The 15,157-nt window shown below is 61.3% G+C and carries 15 protein-coding genes; 14 read left to right on the top strand and 1 reads right to left on the bottom strand.

Annotated features, from left to right (window positions below):
- Nucleotides 1-23 precede the first annotated feature (23 nt).
- The 10 genes from QCL51_RS04225 to QCL51_RS04180 all read left to right on the top strand — a co-directional run bounded on the left by QCL51_RS04225 (nt 24) and on the right by QCL51_RS04180 (nt 9,391).
- Nucleotides 24-1,034 (top strand): ABC transporter permease subunit, encoded by a 1,011-nt coding sequence (locus QCL51_RS04225; protein ID WP_028697407.1) that lies wholly within the window; start codon nt 24-26, stop codon nt 1,032-1,034.
- Nucleotides 1,035-1,044: 10 nt separating this feature from the next.
- Nucleotides 1,045-1,971 carry an ABC transporter permease subunit gene (locus tag QCL51_RS04220; RefSeq protein ID WP_009685150.1) on the top strand — a complete coding sequence of 309 codons (927 nt, stop codon included), beginning with the start codon at nt 1,045-1,047 and terminating at the stop codon, nt 1,969-1,971.
- Nucleotides 1,972-1,981: 10 nt separating this feature from the next.
- A complete protein-coding gene (locus QCL51_RS04215; RefSeq protein WP_010952089.1) occupies nt 1,982-2,950 on the top strand; it encodes an ABC transporter ATP-binding protein in 969 nt (322 codons plus the stop codon).
- Nucleotides 2,950-3,918 carry a peptide ABC transporter ATP-binding protein gene (locus tag QCL51_RS04210; protein ID WP_028697406.1) on the top strand — a complete coding sequence of 323 codons (969 nt, stop codon included), beginning with the start codon at nt 2,950-2,952 and terminating at the stop codon, nt 3,916-3,918. The genes QCL51_RS04215 and QCL51_RS04210 overlap by 1 nt, the downstream gene beginning before the upstream one ends.
- Before the next feature lie 534 nt (nt 3,919-4,452).
- The gene (locus QCL51_RS04205; RefSeq protein ID WP_330508954.1) at nt 4,453-4,896 is read left to right on the top strand and encodes an Imm26 family immunity protein; all 444 of its coding nucleotides are present in this window, start codon (nt 4,453-4,455) and stop codon (nt 4,894-4,896) included.
- A gap of 111 nt (nt 4,897-5,007) precedes the next feature.
- Nucleotides 5,008-5,190 carry a hypothetical protein gene (locus tag QCL51_RS04200; protein WP_338444611.1) on the top strand — a complete coding sequence of 61 codons (183 nt, stop codon included), beginning with the start codon at nt 5,008-5,010 and terminating at the stop codon, nt 5,188-5,190.
- Nucleotides 5,191-5,588: 398 nt separating this feature from the next.
- Nucleotides 5,589-6,413: a nuclear transport factor 2 family protein gene (locus QCL51_RS04195; protein ID WP_330508952.1), complete on the top strand. Its 825-nt coding sequence runs from the start codon at nt 5,589-5,591 to the stop codon at nt 6,411-6,413.
- A gap of 64 nt (nt 6,414-6,477) precedes the next feature.
- Nucleotides 6,478-7,884, top strand: coding sequence for an FAD-dependent oxidoreductase (locus QCL51_RS04190; RefSeq protein ID WP_275966922.1), 1,407 nt, complete (start codon nt 6,478-6,480; stop codon nt 7,882-7,884).
- A 33-nt stretch (nt 7,885-7,917) separates the two neighbouring features.
- Nucleotides 7,918-8,259, top strand: coding sequence for a cupin domain-containing protein (locus tag QCL51_RS04185; protein WP_014589771.1), 342 nt, complete (start codon nt 7,918-7,920; stop codon nt 8,257-8,259).
- 52 nt (nt 8,260-8,311) lie between these two features.
- On the top strand, nt 8,312-9,391 hold the full coding sequence (locus tag QCL51_RS04180; protein WP_021781795.1) for a polyamine ABC transporter substrate-binding protein: 1,080 nt from the start codon (nt 8,312-8,314) through the stop codon (nt 9,389-9,391).
- Between the two features lie 117 nt (nt 9,392-9,508).
- Here QCL51_RS04180 and QCL51_RS04175 read toward each other — a convergent pair whose 3' ends face one another.
- Nucleotides 9,509-11,092: a peptide chain release factor 3 gene (locus QCL51_RS04175; RefSeq protein ID WP_021781794.1), complete on the bottom strand. Its 1,584-nt coding sequence runs from the start codon at nt 11,090-11,092 to the stop codon at nt 9,509-9,511.
- 556 nt (nt 11,093-11,648) lie between these two features.
- Between QCL51_RS04175 and QCL51_RS04170 the strand changes: the two genes are divergently transcribed.
- The 4 genes from QCL51_RS04170 to QCL51_RS04155 are packed head-to-tail and all read left to right on the top strand — an operon-like array spanning nt 11,649 to nt 15,094.
- Nucleotides 11,649-12,362 carry an ABC transporter permease gene (locus tag QCL51_RS04170; protein ID WP_021781793.1) on the top strand — a complete coding sequence of 238 codons (714 nt, stop codon included), beginning with the start codon at nt 11,649-11,651 and terminating at the stop codon, nt 12,360-12,362.
- A gap of 13 nt (nt 12,363-12,375) precedes the next feature.
- Nucleotides 12,376-13,290 (top strand): glycine betaine ABC transporter substrate-binding protein, encoded by a 915-nt coding sequence (locus QCL51_RS04165; RefSeq protein ID WP_028697401.1) that lies wholly within the window; start codon nt 12,376-12,378, stop codon nt 13,288-13,290.
- Nucleotides 13,287-13,940 (top strand): ABC transporter permease, encoded by a 654-nt coding sequence (locus QCL51_RS04160; RefSeq protein WP_028697400.1) that lies wholly within the window; start codon nt 13,287-13,289, stop codon nt 13,938-13,940. Before QCL51_RS04165 ends, QCL51_RS04160 begins: the two co-directional genes overlap by 4 nt.
- Complete coding sequence (locus tag QCL51_RS04155) at nt 13,937-15,094, top strand: ABC transporter ATP-binding protein (RefSeq protein ID WP_103463231.1); 1,158 nt, start codon at nt 13,937-13,939, stop codon at nt 15,092-15,094. The genes QCL51_RS04160 and QCL51_RS04155 overlap by 4 nt, the downstream gene beginning before the upstream one ends.
- Nucleotides 15,095-15,157 lie beyond the last annotated feature (63 nt).

Below are 15,157 nucleotides of genomic sequence, written 5' to 3'. Positions count from 1 at the left end.
GGCCTGATGAGGTAACCCCGACAATGTTTAGTTTTATTGCCCGGCGCCTTGGCCTGCTGATACCGACCTTTTTCGGCATCACCTTGCTGACCTTCGCGCTCATACGCCTGATCCCCGGCGACCCGGTGGAAGTGATGATGGGCGAGCGCAGGGTCGACCCCGAAATGCATGCCCAGGCCATGGAACGCCTGGGCCTGAACAAGCCACTGCCGGTCCAGTACCTGGACTACGTCGGCAAACTTGCCCAGGGTGACCTTGGCGAATCGCTGCGCACCCGCGAAAGCGTGTGGCGCGAGTTCCTCACCCTGTTCCCGGCCACCCTTGAACTGGCCTTCGCCGCCCTGCTGTTCGCCGGCATCGTCGGCCTGCTGGCCGGGGTAATCGCTGCACTCAAGCGCGGTTCATTGTTCGACCACGGTGTCATGGGCATATCACTGGCCGGCTACTCGATGCCGATTTTCTGGTGGGGCCTGATCCTGATCATGTTCTTCTCGGTAAGCCTGGGCTGGACCCCGGTATCCGGGCGCATCAACCTGCTCTACGACATCGAGCCGAAAACCGGCTTCATGCTCATCGATACCCTGCTCAGCGATGAAGAGGGCGCGTTCAAGGACGCAGTGATGCACCTGATCCTGCCGGCCATCGTGCTCGGTACCATCCCGCTGGCAGTGATCGCCCGCATGACCCGCTCGTCGATGCTCGAAGTGCTGCGTGAGGACTACATCCGCACCGCCCGCGCCAAAGGCCTGTCGCCGGCCCGCGTGGTGTTCGTGCACGGCCTGCGCAATGCGCTGATCCCGGTGCTGACCGTGTTCGGCCTGCAGGTCGGCACGCTGCTGGCCGGTGCAGTGCTGACCGAAACCATCTTTTCCTGGCCGGGCATCGGCAAATGGCTGATCGAAGCCATCGGTGCCCGTGACTACCCCGTGGTCCAGAACGGCATCCTGTTGATCGCCTGCCTGGTGATTCTGGTCAACTTCGTCGTGGACATCCTCTACGGCCTGGCCAACCCACGCATCCGTCATCAGCGCTGAGGCCTTTGCCATGACTAGCCCGATTCCAAAATCCGTGTCGCCGGCCAGCCCGGTGGACCAAAGCCTGCTTTACCCCTCCCCGTACAAAGAATTCTGGCAAGCCTTCGCGCGCAACAAGGGCGCGGTAATGGGCCTGGCCTTCATGTGCCTGGTTGTGTTCTGCGCGCTGTTCGCGCCTTGGGTCGCCCCGCATGACCCGAGCGAGCAGTACCGCGACTTCCTGCTGACCCCGCCGGTGTGGCTGGAAGGCGGCACCTGGCAGTTCATCCTGGGCACCGACGAACTGGGCCGTGATCTGCTTTCGCGGCTGATTCAGGGCGCACGGCTGTCGCTGCTGATCGGCCTGTCCTCAGTCGTGATGTCACTGATTCCGGGCATTCTCCTTGGGCTGCTGGCCGGCTTTTTCCCGCAGTTGCTCGGCCCGTCGATCATGCGCCTGATGGACGTGATGCTGGCCTTGCCGTCGCTGTTGCTGGCCGTGGCCATCGTCGCCATCCTCGGCCCTGGCCTGATCAACACCGTGATCGCCATCGCCATCGTCTCGCTGCCCTCTTATGTGCGCCTGACCCGCGCCGCGGTGATGGGTGAACTCAACCGCGACTACGTCACCGCCGCACGCCTGGCCGGTGCCGGCCTGCCACGGCTGATGTTCGTCACCGTGCTGCCCAACTGCATGGCCCCGCTGATCGTGCAGGCCACCCTCAGCTTCTCCTCAGCCATCCTCGACGCCGCCGCACTGGGTTTCCTTGGCCTCGGCGTACAGCCGCCAACCCCCGAGTGGGGCACCATGCTGGCTTCGGCCCGAGACTACATCGAGCGCGCCTGGTGGGTAGTGAGCCTGCCTGGCCTGACCATTCTGCTCAGTGTGCTGGCAATCAACCTGATGGGCGACGGCCTGCGCGACGCGCTGGACCCGAAACTCAAGAACGCCGCCTGAGGAGAACGCCATGTCACTGTTGCAGATCAACAACCTGAACGTGCGCTTCGGCGACGCCAATGCAGTACCGGTGGTGGACGGCCTGGACCTGAAAGTCGACGCTGGCGAGATCCTGGCCATCGTCGGCGAGTCCGGCTCGGGCAAGTCGGTCACCATGATGGCCCTGATGGGCCTGATCGACGCTCCCGGGCGCATCACCGCCGACTCACTGACCTTCGACGGCACCGATATGCTCAAGCTCAGCGGCCGTCAGCGGCGCAAGGTGGTGGGCAAGGACATCGCCATGGTCTTCCAGGACCCGATGACCGCGCTCAACCCCAGCTACACCGTGGGCTTCCAGATCGAGGAAGTGCTGCGCCAGCACTTGGGCCTAAAGGGCAAGGCTGCCCGCCAGCGTGCTCTGGAGCTCTTGAAGAAGGTCGAGATTCCGGCCGCCGAAAGCCGCCTGGACGCTTACCCGCACCAGCTGTCAGGCGGCATGAGCCAACGTGTGGCGATTGCCATGGCCATTGCCGGCGAGCCCAAGCTGCTGATCGCCGACGAACCGACCACGGCCCTCGACGTGACCATCCAGGCTCAGATCATGGAACTGCTGGTCAACCTGCAGAAGGAGCGCAACATGGCGCTCATCCTGATCACCCACGACCTCGCCGTGGTCGCCGAAACCGCCAGGCGGGTGTGCGTGATGTACGCCGGCCAAGCCGTGGAAGTCGGCCAGGTGCCAGAACTGTTCGATGTGCCCGCCCACCCTTACAGCGAAGCCCTGCTCGCCGCGATCCCCGAGCACAGCATTGGCGCCGAACGCCTGGCCACACTGCCTGGCATCGTCCCCGGCCGCTACGACCGCCCGGTCGGCTGCCTGCTGTCACCACGCTGCCCCTATGTACAGGACAATTGCCGGCGCCAGCGCCCGCCCCTCGACCCACAGGCCCACAGCCTGGTGCGTTGCTTCTACCCGCTGAATCAGGAGGTGGCGTGATGGCCGTCGTACTTACCGCACGGGAGCTGACCCGGCATTACGAAGTGTCCCGCGGGCTGTTCAAGGGCCACGCGCTGGTACGCGCGCTCAATGGCGTGTCGTTCGAACTGGAGGCCGGCAAGACCCTGGCCGTGGTCGGCGAGTCCGGCTGTGGCAAGTCGACCCTGGCCCGCGCCCTGACCCTGATCGAAGAGCCTTCGTCCGGCTCGCTGCAAATTGCCGGCACCGAGGTGAAGGGCGCCAGCAAGGCAGAGCGCAAACAACTGCGCCGCGATGTGCAGATGGTGTTCCAGAGCCCCTACGCCTCGCTCAACCCACGGCAGAAGATCGGCGACCAACTGGCCGAACCGCTGTTGATCAACACTTCTCTGAGCAAGGCCGAGCGCCGCGACAAGGTGCAGAAGATGATGGAGCAGGTCGGCCTGCGCCCCGAGCACTATCAGCGCTACCCGCACATGTTTTCCGGCGGCCAGCGCCAGCGCATTGCCCTGGCACGGGCGATGATGCTGCAACCCAAGGTGCTGGTGGCGGACGAGCCAACCTCGGCGCTGGACGTGTCGATTCAGGCGCAGGTGCTGAACCTGTTCATGGATCTGCAGAAGGAGTTCAACACCGCCTACGTGTTCATCTCGCACAACCTGGCGGTGGTACGGCATGTGGCGGATCAGGTACTGGTGATGTACCTGGGGCGGCCGGCGGAGATGGGGCCGAAGGAGGACATCTACGCGAAGCCGCTGCACCCGTATACCCAGGCGTTGCTGTCGGCGACACCGGCGATTCATCCAGACCCGTTGAAGCCGAAGATTCGCATCGCCGGGGAGCTGCCCAACCCGCTGAACCCGCCGGATGGGTGTGCATTCCACAAACGCTGCCCGCATGCGACCGAGCGGTGTGCCAAGGAGGTGCCGGCGCTGAGGCAGGTGAGTACGCGGCAGGTGGCTTGTCACTATGCCGAGCAGTTTCTCTAATCTTGTGAGGTGATACGCGAAGGGGACGAGAAAGCCGATGAGGCTGCCGGGGTAGTGTGAACTGCTCCAGGCTTCGGTCCCCTTCATCGAAACGCTGATAAGGAATGATGCGTTACTGAGCTGAGTGCAATGAGTCCAACAACTACGACTTTTCTGACAGGCGCCTCTGAAACTCAAAAAATACAGACTTCGTGCGCAAAGCCCCTCCCCTCCCTGCAACCCAGAACACTCCTGGGACATGATGCCACGGCCCGCTTAGGTGTGCATGCTGCGACTCCAGGGAAGTCTAACTTGCAGCAGCACGTGGTTTTTGACAACAATCTGACCAAAGCTGAGGCCGAATTCTTAGAGCAAAAAATCATGTATCTTAATGGAGGTGCGCTGTCGACCAATGAGGTTACAAATTTATTGAATAGCATCAGGTCGTATAGCTCCTCCAATCCTAATGCTTCAATTTATGACGTGGCCGGACATAACCCTAGTTGGGGACGTTGTACTATCTGACGCTTTGACCAAGATGAAGGCGCTAGGCTTATGACAAGAGTAAAACGTATGCAAGCGGGTGACTATTTTTCTATTCCGATGGAAGACGGTAGATTTGCAATCAGCCAAATAATTTGGCTTGGCGCAGAAAGCAAGGAACAAAAATTTAAGAAGGTATTTGCTTTCGCTGTGGTGTCTATCAGCAGTAGCGAGGAGGTGCCTGAGGATGCTAGATATTTAGTATTCAAAGATCACAGAGGAAGCTTTACGGTAATATTTACGGCTGTAGATAAACTGAAGGCGGGTGAGTGGCCTATTTTACAGCACAGTGTGGTTTCTGATTCCGCGTTGAAAGATTTTGAATTTAATATGGCGGGCACTCTTTATCGGCGCGGAAGCCCAGTTAGGAATCTAGCAATTGAAGAGTACCAAAATCATATATTGATGAGTGTTTCTGGTTTTGCTTTGGTCGAAAAATTTTTGCAGCAGCACTGAGCAATTACGCAGCTTGCCAATTACTTTTTTTTAATAAAACATTATAAAAATAGCGAGCTTTTCACGTACACCGAGGGCGGCCACTACATCCTGCAGACCCTCGACAATCTGTTGTTCTACTTCGGCGAAGTGCCAGACACCAACACCGAAGTGCCGCTGCAACGCATCGAGAACGTCCTCGGCCACTTCCTTCACTTCACTCGCCCCCCCAACGGCACACTGACCGACATCAAGCGGGTGGTGAACAACAAAGTGGTGGAAACCCTCACCCAGTACCAGTTGCTGGCCAGATAACTGAGGGCTTTGCTCAGGGCATTCCGCGACGTTACCTGCGGGTGCGGTTTTCTCCAAGCCTACAAAATATGGGGATTCGACTATGTTCGCGCTTGCCTGCCTTGAACATGCCTTTTGTAGCGAAGAGTTGTAGCAAAAGGGCCGCAAAGCGCGGCCCCCAAAATCTCAATGCATAAAGAACCAGATCAGAATGATCACCGGAATCGGCACCCCAATCATCCAAAGCAGTATCGAGCGCATGGCCTTTCTCCTTGTTCGATGGTGACAAGAAAGGTGCAGCCGCCATGCCAGTTGTATCAAAAAACTACATTCATAAAAATCAAAGGCTTACCCTTCACGCCGCCTGAGCAAACCGTGCAATATGCAGGATCCACGCCCTTGCACCTGGGTGTTCTGCAATGCACTATCCAACCATGATCGCCACCACCCTCCCCGACGGCCCCGAGCAAACGCCGCTTACCGCCGAAATCGTGCTGCGCTACCACCTCTGCTGGAAGCACCGCGACCTCGACGGTGTCATGGCGCTCTACCACCCCGATATCCAGTACCACGACTTCTTTCAGAACCGCGTGCTCGGCCACCAGGAACTGCGCGACTACGTACGCGCCTGCCTGCCCCATGAAGCCGGCGAGGACATCGTCCACAGCGACCGCATCCGCGTCGATGGCTGCACCGCATTCATCCAGTATCAGGTCACGGTCCAGGGCGGTGACGGCCTGGTTGCGTTCCAGTCCAGCGAGGCGATCACCGTCAGGGACGGGCTGATCTGGCGGGTCAACGAATACGCCACATTGGTCCGCCAGAACGGCACAGGCCACGCCAACAGCGGCCCGCGCCCCGCCACCAGCCGCCTGGGCCTGTCGCCTCGGCAGTTGTCGACCATGGCCCAGGACCTGGAGCACTACTTCCAGCGTCAACGCCCCTACCTCGACCCGGAGCTCGACCTGCAACAGGTCGCCGACGCCAGCGGCTACAGCCGCAACCAGATTTCCTACCTGCTCAACCAGGTGCTGGGGCAAAGCTTCTACCGCTACGTCAACCAGGCACGCCTGCAGCACCTGATGGCCAGCCTCGGCGATGACAGCGTCGAGGCGACGATCGACGAGCTGGCCTTCAGTGCCGGCTTCAACTCGCTGTCGGCGTTCTACAAGTGCTTCCGTGAGCACACCGGGCTCACGCCCAAGGCCTACCTGAAGCAAATTTCCCTGCGTGCACGCACGTAAGACAGCTGCCCGCTGAGACCACTACGATCGCCCACAGACCTTGACGGATGTGGAGCCGAACCCGATGCAACCCCTGCGCACGCTCAGCCTGTGGATGGACCAGCTCGACGAGCCGCTGTGCGCGCGCCCGGCACTGCGCAATGACCTCGACGTTGACGTGTGCATCATCGGTGCCGGCTATACCGGCCTTTGGACCGCGTACTACCTCAAGCGCCAGGCACCCCAGCTGAACATTGCGGTGATCGAAGCCCAAATCGCCGGCTTCGGCGCCTCCGGCCGAAATGGGGGCTGGCTGATGGGCAACCTGCTAGGCGAAGACCGCCTGCTCGGCACCCTCTCGCCGCAACAGCGCCGCGCCAGCATCGACCTGCTGCACGGCATCCCTGATGAAGTGCATCGCGTGTTGCAAAGCGAAGGCATCGACTGTGACTACCGCAAAGGCGGCGTGCTGTATTGCGCGGCGCGCTACCCGGAGCAGGAACGCAGCCTGCGCGCCTACCTCGACGACTTGTATCGCCAAGGCATGACCGAGGACGACTACCGCTGGCTGAGCCCCGAGCAGTTGGGGAGCCAACTGCGGGTCAGCAATGCGTTTGGAGCCATTTACAGCCCGCACACGGCGACCATCCAGCCAGCCAAGCTGGTGCGCGGCCTTGCCCGGGCAGTGGAGGCGCTGGGCGTATCGATCTACGAAAACACCCCGGCCATCGACTGGCAGCCGAGCGAGGTGCGTACCCCGCTGGCACAGATTCGCTGCCAGTGGATGGTGCCTGCCGTGGAGGGTTACGCCGCCAGCCTGCCGCCACTGGGCAAACACCAATTGCCGGTACAGAGCCTGCTGGTGGCCACCGAGCCGCTGCCGGAGGCTACCTGGGAGCAGATTGGCCTGAGCCAGGGCCAAGCCTTCAGTGAAAGCAGCCGCCAGGTCACCTATGGCCAGCGTACCGCCGACAATCGCCTGGTCTTCGGTGCCCGCGGTGGCTACCGCTTCGGTGGGCGCCTGCGCGAAAACTTCAACCTCGACGAACATGAAATCGAACTGCGCCGCTACCTGTTCAGCGAACTGTTCCCGCAGCTCAAACAGGTACGCATCACTCATACTTGGGGCGGCAACCTGGGCATGGCGCGACGCTTCCGCCCACACATGCTCTGCGACCGCCAGCGCGGCATCGCCCTTGCCGGCGGCTACGGCGGCGAAGGCGTGGGGGCTACCAACCTGGGTGGGCGCACCCTGGCGGCGCTGATCCTCAACCAGCAAAACGAACTGACAGCACAACCCTGGGTGCTCGACAACCGCCCGCTATCGAGCCTGGCCAGCTGGCCCCCCGAGCCCTGCCGCTGGCTGGGCTACAACGCGATCATCCAGAGCTTCGTCCACGAGGACCGGACCCTCGCCAACCCCGCCAGCGCGCCGTGGAGGCGGCGCCTGGCCATATCGCTTGCGGACTTCATGGAAGGCTTCATGCACTGACTTCCCTTATCACTCGTACAGGATCCACCGGTCATGAGCATCACCCAGTTCAAGAACACCGAATTTGCCGTGCTCGACAGCTCCAACCCGGTCGCGGTACCGCTCGGCGAACCCGTGGCAGTCACGTCAGTCACCTGCGTGGAGCGCAGCGATGGCGTCGAAACCGGCATCTGGGAATGCACCCCAGGGCGCTGGCGGCGGCAGATCGTGCAACAGGAGTTCTGCCATTTCATCAAGGGCCGCTGCACGTTCACCCCCGACGGTGGCGAGCCCCTGGTCATAGAAGCCGGAGACGCATTGATGCTACCGGCCAACAGCACCGGCACCTGGGACATCCAGGAGACCGTGCGCAAGACCTACGTGCTTGTTTTCTGATCCGCTGATCGCCTGCCTTCGATAACAACAGACAAAGCAAGGTAAACCCGACATGCGCACCTTCCTCCTCGCCCCTCTGATGCTGGCCGCCAGCGTGGCCAGCGCCGCTGAAACGGTGAAGATCTACAACTGGTCCAGCTACGTGGCCCCCGATACGTTGAAGAACTTCCAGCAAGCCAGCGGCATCGTGCCCACCTACGACGTGTACGACAGCAATGAAACCCTCGATGGCAAGCTGATGACCGGCAATTCCGGCTACGACGTGGTGTTCCCCTCCAACCACTTCATGGCCCGGCAGATCCAGGGCAAGGCCTTGAAGCGCCTGGACAAGTCGCAGCTGCCTAACTGGCACAACCTCAACCCGGTGCTGCTAAAGGCGCTGGAGGTGAACGACCCGGGCAACCAGTACGGTTTCCCGTACCTGTGGGGCAGTACCGGCATTGGCTACAACATCGACAAGGTCAAGGCGGTGCTCGGCGACAACGCGCCGGTGGACTCCTGGGACCTGATCTTCAAGCCCGAGTACATGAGCAAGCTGAAAAGCTGTGGGGTCGCGGTGCTGGACAATGGCCCCGAACTGCTGCCGATCGCCCTGCACTACCTGGGCTTGCCCCATCACAGCCAAGACCCCAAGGACTACGAGAAGGCCAAGGAGTTGCTGATGAAGGTGCGGCCGTACATCAGCTATTTCCACTCGTCCAAGTACACGGGCGACCTGGCCAACGGCGATATCTGCGTGGTGGTGGGGTTCTCAGGGGATGTGCTGCAGGCGAAGAACCGCGCCGACGAGGCGAACAATGGCGTGAAGGTGGGCTATTCGATACCCAAGGAGGGCGCGCCGATGTGGTTCGACATGGTCGCCATGCCCGTCGATGCGCCGGATGAAAAGGCCGGATATGCCTACATGAACTACCTGCTGCAGCCGGAAGTGATGGCCAACATCAGCAACCATGTGCAGTACGCAAACGGCAACCTCAAGGCAGACGGGCTGGTAGACCCGGCGATGAAGGGCAATACGATGATTTACCCGAGCGCCGAGGTGATGGGCAAGCTGTATGCGCTGGAGGCGATGCCGGCGAAGATCGACCGTATTCGTACGCGAATCTGGACCAGTATCAAAGCAGGGAACTGATTTCAGTCGTTACGACGTCCTTGTGGGAGCGGGTTTACCCGCGAATGCGGTGTTGACTCTACCGACGCATTCGCGGGTAAACCCGCTCCCACAGGGGTCAAGAGCAAGCTCTCGCGATCAGTGGTGCTCGCGGGTAGCGCGGAACTTGATGTCCGGCCAGCGCTCTTCCATCAGCGCCAGGTTGACCCGGGTCGGCGCCAGGTAGGTCAGGTGACCGCCGCCGTCGATGGCCAGGTTTTCCATGGCCTTGGTCTGGAATTCCTCGAGCTTCTTCTTGTCATCGCAGCTGATCCAGCGCGCGGACCAGACGGTGATAGGCTCGTAGGCGCACTCGACCTTGTACTCTTCCTTCAGGCGGCTGGCGACCACGTCGAACTGCAGCACGCCGACCGCACCCAGGATGATGTCGTTGCTGCGCTCAGGGAAGAACACCTGAGTAGCACCTTCTTCGGCCAGCTGCTGCAGGCCTTGACGCAGTTGCTTGGATTTCAGCGGGTCTTTCAGGCGTACGCGGCGGAACAGCTCCGGCGCGAAGTGCGGAATACCGGTGAAGCCCAGCGCCTCGCCTTCGGTGAAGGTGTCGCCGATCTGGATGGTGCCGTGGTTGTGCAGGCCGATGATGTCACCGGCAAAGGCTTCTTCCAGCTGCTCACGCTCGGAGGAGAAGAACGTCAGCGCATCGCCGATACGCAGGTCTTTGTTCAAGCGCACGTGGCGCATTTTCATGCCTTTCTCGTACTTGCCCGAGCAGATGCGCATGAAGGCGATACGGTCGCGGTGTTTCGGGTCCATGTTCGCCTGGATCTTGAACACGAAGCCGGTGAACTTCTCTTCCACAGGCTCCACGGTACGCTCGTTGGCCACACGGCCAAGCGGACGCGGCGCCCAGTCGACCACGGCGTCGAGCACGTGGTCGACACCGAAGTTGCCCAGCGCAGTACCGAAGAACACCGGGGTCAGCTGACCGTTGATGAACTCTTCCTGGTTGAACTCGTGGCAGGCGCCCTGCACCAGTTCCAGTTGCTCGACGAACGCGTCGTACTGGTCGCCCAGGTGTGCGCGGGCTTCGTCCGAGTCCAGTTTCTGGATGATCTTGGCTTCGGTGCGCTCGTGGCCGTGGCCCGGTGTGTAGACGATGATGTAGTCGCCAGTGAGGTGGTACACACCCTTGAAGTCACGGTAGCAACCGATTGGCCAGGTGATTGGCGCGGCCTTGATCTTCAGAACGGCTTCGATCTCGTCGAGCAGTTCGATCGGGTCGCGGATGTCACGGTCGAGTTTGTTGATGAAGCTGACGATTGGCGTGTCGCGCAGCCGGCACACGTCCATCAGGGCGATGGTACGCGGCTCTACACCTTTACCGCCATCGAGCACCATCAGCGCCGAGTCCACCGCGGTCAGGGTGCGGTAGGTGTCTTCGGAGAAGTCTTCGTGGCCGGGGGTGTCGAGCAGGTTGATCATGTGCTCGCGATACGGGAACTGCATCACCGAGGTGGTGATGGAGATGCCGCGCTGCTTCTCCATTTCCATCCAGTCGGAGGTGGCATGGCGGTCGGACTTGCGCGACTTCACGGTACCGGCGACGGCAATGGCTTTGCCCATCAGCAACAGCTTCTCGGTGATGGTGGTCTTACCGGCGTCGGGGTGGGAAATGATTGCGAAAGTGCGGCGCTTCGCGACTTCGGCGGCCTGGTTGGTCATGGGAAATCGCCTGACTGGGGGATTTGAAAGGGGCAGTATCATACCTGAAGTTGGGCCTGGACCAAAATCTGCCGAATGAATGGCGCCCGTGCCGGCCTCTTCGCGGGTAAACCCGCTCCCACAGGTACGACACAGGATTCGAATGCGGTGCAGTCTGTGTAGGAGCGGGCGTGCCCGCGAAGAAGCCCGCATTGACTCAACAAATCCTCAATGACTTGCTATTTCATGACAAATGGCCACAGACCAGTTATCTCCACGCCTTCAGCGCATTAAGTCGCTGTTTTCTCTCGCCAAATTTCCATTCAGCCAGTGATTAACACTGGCCAAATGCCGTCTCAGATGGGAACCTTGACACCCATGGAGACGTCCACTCCCCTGCAAACCGCTTCGGTCGGGGACTGGTTTCATCAGCATTTTCGGGCCCGACGGGGTTCGGCTCATGGCCTGATCGCAGCCCTCGGCTTGCCTCACGCTGCTACTCGCGAACACACCACCCGCCGCCAGGACTGGCCGGCAACCAAGAAGTGTGCTCGCCGACTACACAAGGAGTCCACCTGTGGCAAAACGCTACGGTTCGGGGCTGTTGGGATGGGCCGCCGTGCTCGTCATCCTGGCCCTGCTGGTCCACTGGATCGGCATCGACACGATCGCGCGTTATCGCGACGATCTTGGGTTCTACCTGCAAGCGCACCTGGTATTGGTGCTGGCTTCGATGGCGGCGGCGCTGGCCGTGGGCATCCCCGCCGGCATTGCGTTAAGTCGACCGCACCGGGTCGACAAAGCCGAGCGCTTCATGCAGTTCTTCAACGTTGGCAACACCATTCCCCCCCTGGCCGTTCTGGCCATCGCCCTGAGTATCCTGGGCATCGGAGCCGGGCCTGCGATCTTCGCGCTATTCCTCGCCTCCCTCCTGCCCATTGTGCGCAACACCTACGAAGGCCTGAAAAACGTCCCTGCCTCGCTCAAGGAAGCCGCCACCGGCATTGGCATGACTCCGCGCCAGCAACTCTGGCAGGTGGAACTGCCCAACGCCGTGCCGATCATCGTCGGCGGCGTACGCGTGGCCCTGGCACTGAATGTGGGTACCGCACCGCTGGCGTTCCTGATCGGCGCCAACAGCCTGGGCAGCCTGATCTTCCCCGGCATCGCCCTGAACAACCAGCCACAACTGCTGCTGGGTGCCGCCTGCACCGCACTGCTGGCACTGGTGCTGGATGCGGCGGTGAGTTTCTCCAGCAAGCGCTGGCTGGAACGCGGCCTGGTCGAATAAGGATAGGAAACGTATGAAGAAGAGAATCGCCTTGCTACTGGGCGCGGCCTTGCTGTACGCAGGATTTGCCCAGGCAGCGGAAAAACCGCTGATCCGCATCGGCGCGCGGGTGTTCACCGAACAGACCGTGCTCGCCGAAATCACCGCGCAATACCTGCGCGCCAACGGCTTCGATGTGCGTGTCATCGGCGGGCTTGGCAGCAGCCTCGCACGCCAGGCTCAGGAAACCGGCCAGCTCGACCTGATGTGGGAATACACCGGTGTGTCGCTGGTGTCGTACAACCACATCGAAGAGCGCATGCCCAGCGCCGAGGCCACCTACGCCAAGGTCAAGGAGCTGGATGCCAAAAAAGACCTGATCTGGCTGACCCCGTCGAAATTCAGCAACACCTATGCCCTCGGCTTGCCGAAGCAGGTCGCCGAGGCCTACCCGCAGATCAACTCGATCAGCGACCTCAACCAGGTGCTGCGCGACGAGAGCAAGCGTAATCACCTGGTGGCCCTGGACACCGAGTTCGCCAACCGCCCCGACGGCCTGGTAGGCCTGCGCGAAATGTATGACCTGCCGCTGGGCCGGCGCAACATCCGCCAGATGGACGCCGGGCTGGTGTACACCGCCATGCGCAACAATCAGGTGTTCGCCGGCCTGGTGTATACCACCGACGGCCGCCTGGACGCTTTCGACCTCAAGCTGCTGGAAGACGACAAACACTACTTCCCCGACTACACCGCCGCGCCGGTGGTGCGCAAAGCCACGCTCGACGCCAACCCGCAGCTGGCTGGCCTGCTCAAGCCGCTGGCCGAGCAACTGGATGACCAAACCATGCGCCAGCTTAACGCCAAGGTCGATGTCGAGCACCAGAACCCCACTGCCGTGGCTGCGGACTTTCTGCGCAAGCACCCACTGAACAGCGAGGGCCAGCCATGAACCTGATCGATACCTTCAGCCACCTGGACTGGGCCCAGGTGCTGCACCTGACCTGGCAGCACATCATGCTGGTAGGCGTTGCCGTGGGCCTGGCGATTCTGGTCGGGGTGCCGCTGGGCATCCTGATGACTCGCTTTCCGGCCCTCGCAGGCCCGCTGCAAGCCAGCGCCACGGTACTGCTGACCATCCCCTCGATTGCCCTGTTCGGCCTGCTGTTGCCGTTCTACTCCAAGTTCGGCCAGGGCCTGGGGCCGTTGCCAGCGATCACTGCGGTGTTCCTGTACTCGCTGCTGCCGATCCTGCGCAACACCTACCTGGCCCTGACCAATGTCGAGCCCGGCATCCGTGAAGCCGCACGCGGAATAGGCATGACCTTCGGTCAGCGCCTGCGCATGGTCGAACTGCCCATCGCCGTACCGGTCATCCTCGCCGGTGTACGCACCGCCGTGGTCATGAACATCGGTGTCATGACCATTGCTGCCACCATCGGCGCCGGCGGCCTGGGTGTGCTCATCCTCACCTCCATCAGCCGCAGCGACATGTCGATGCTGCTGATCGGCGCCTTGCTGGTGAGCCTGTTGGCAATCATCGCCGACCTGCTGCTGCAAACCCTGCAACGTGCCCTGACTCCAGAAGGACTGCGCTCATGATCGAACTGAAGAACCTCAGCAAAACCTTCAACGTCAACGGCAAGGACGTCAAAGCCGTCGACTCGGTAAGCCTCACCGTCAACGAAGGGGAAATCTGCGTGTTCCTCGGCCCCTCGGGCTGTGGCAAGAGCACCACGCTGAAAATGATCAACCGCCTGATCACGCCCACCTCGGGCCAAGTGTTCATCAATGGCGAAGACACCACCGGGTTGGACGAAGTCACCCTGCGCCGGCACATCGGCTATGTGATCCAGCAAATCGGTTTGTTTCCCAACATGACCATCGAAGAAAACATCACCGTGGTGCCACGCTTGCTCGGCTGGGACAAGCAGAAATGCCACGAACGCGCCCTCGAGCTGATGCACATGATCAAGCTCGAACCCAAGCAGTACCTGCAACGCTACCCGCGCGAGCTGTCCGGCGGCCAGCAACAGCGTATCGGCGTGATTCGTGCCCTGGCAGCAGATGCACCCGTGCTGTTGATGGACGAACCGTTCGGCGCGGTCGACCCGATCAACCGCGAGATGATCCAGAACGAGTTCTTCGAAATGCAGCGGGCGCTGAACAAGACGGTGATCATGGTCAGCCACGACATCGACGAAGCGATCAAACTGGGCGACAAGATTGCCATCTTCCGTGCCGGCAAGCTGTTGCAACTGGACCATCCGGACACCTTGCTGGCCCACCCGGCGGATGATTTCGTCAGCAACTTCGTGGGCCAGGACAGCACGCTCAAGCGCCTGTTGCTGGTGCGTGCCGAGGATGCCGCGGACAACGCGCCGTCGGTGAGCCCGCAAACGCCTGTGAGCGATGCGCTGGAGCTGCTTGATGAACACGACCGCCGCTACGTGGTGGTGACCGATGCGCAAAACAAGGCGCTGGGCTATGTACGCCGACGCGACATGCACCGCCAGCAAGGGACGTGTGGCGATTTCCTGCGGCCGTTCAATGCCACGGCGTCGCACGATGAGCATTTGCGCATCCTGTTGTCGCGTATGTACGAGTTCAACCGCGCGTGGTTGCCAGTGCTGGATGCCGAGCAGGTGTTCTTGGGCGAGGTGACGCAGGAGTCGATTGCGGCGTACCTGAGCTCGGGGAGGTCGCGGGGGGCGAAGACCAGTATCGTTTCGCCGGCCGAGGCGGTGGTTTCGTAAGCGTTGGGGGGGCTTTGCGCCCTTTAGCAGGTAAACCCGCTCCTACAAGAGCGGGTTTACCTG

It is taken from the genome of Pseudomonas sp. LTR0, from assembly GCF_036630035.1.
GTDB classification, from domain to species: domain Bacteria; phylum Pseudomonadota; class Gammaproteobacteria; order Pseudomonadales; family Pseudomonadaceae; genus Aquipseudomonas; species Aquipseudomonas putida_Y.
Note: the sequence above shows the minus strand (reverse complement) of the source record. Positions and strands in the feature narration are given on the sequence as shown.

What these genes read in the sequence shown, in the direction of transcription:
- QCL51_RS04225 (WP_028697407.1), top strand. Translation starts at nt 24, where the DNA reads ATGTTTAGTTTTATTGCCCGGCGCCTTGGCCTGCTGATACCGACCTTT.
- QCL51_RS04220 (WP_009685150.1), top strand. Translation starts at nt 1,045, where the DNA reads ATGACTAGCCCGATTCCAAAATCCGTGTCGCCGGCCAGCCCGGTGGAC.
- QCL51_RS04215 (WP_010952089.1), top strand. Translation starts at nt 1,982, where the DNA reads ATGTCACTGTTGCAGATCAACAACCTGAACGTGCGCTTCGGCGACGCC.
- QCL51_RS04210 (WP_028697406.1), top strand. Translation starts at nt 2,950, where the DNA reads ATGGCCGTCGTACTTACCGCACGGGAGCTGACCCGGCATTACGAAGTG.
- QCL51_RS04205 (WP_330508954.1), top strand. Translation starts at nt 4,453, where the DNA reads ATGACAAGAGTAAAACGTATGCAAGCGGGTGACTATTTTTCTATTCCG.
- QCL51_RS04195 (WP_330508952.1), top strand. Translation starts at nt 5,589, where the DNA reads ATGCACTATCCAACCATGATCGCCACCACCCTCCCCGACGGCCCCGAG.
- QCL51_RS04190 (WP_275966922.1), top strand. Translation starts at nt 6,478, where the DNA reads ATGCAACCCCTGCGCACGCTCAGCCTGTGGATGGACCAGCTCGACGAG.
- QCL51_RS04185 (WP_014589771.1), top strand. Translation starts at nt 7,918, where the DNA reads ATGAGCATCACCCAGTTCAAGAACACCGAATTTGCCGTGCTCGACAGC.
- QCL51_RS04180 (WP_021781795.1), top strand. Translation starts at nt 8,312, where the DNA reads ATGCGCACCTTCCTCCTCGCCCCTCTGATGCTGGCCGCCAGCGTGGCC.
- QCL51_RS04175 (WP_021781794.1), bottom strand. Translation starts at nt 11,092, where the DNA reads ATGACCAACCAGGCCGCCGAAGTCGCGAAGCGCCGCACTTTCGCAATC.
- QCL51_RS04165 (WP_028697401.1), top strand. Translation starts at nt 12,376, where the DNA reads ATGAAGAAGAGAATCGCCTTGCTACTGGGCGCGGCCTTGCTGTACGCA.
- QCL51_RS04160 (WP_028697400.1), top strand. Translation starts at nt 13,287, where the DNA reads ATGAACCTGATCGATACCTTCAGCCACCTGGACTGGGCCCAGGTGCTG.
- QCL51_RS04155 (WP_103463231.1), top strand. Translation starts at nt 13,937, where the DNA reads ATGATCGAACTGAAGAACCTCAGCAAAACCTTCAACGTCAACGGCAAG.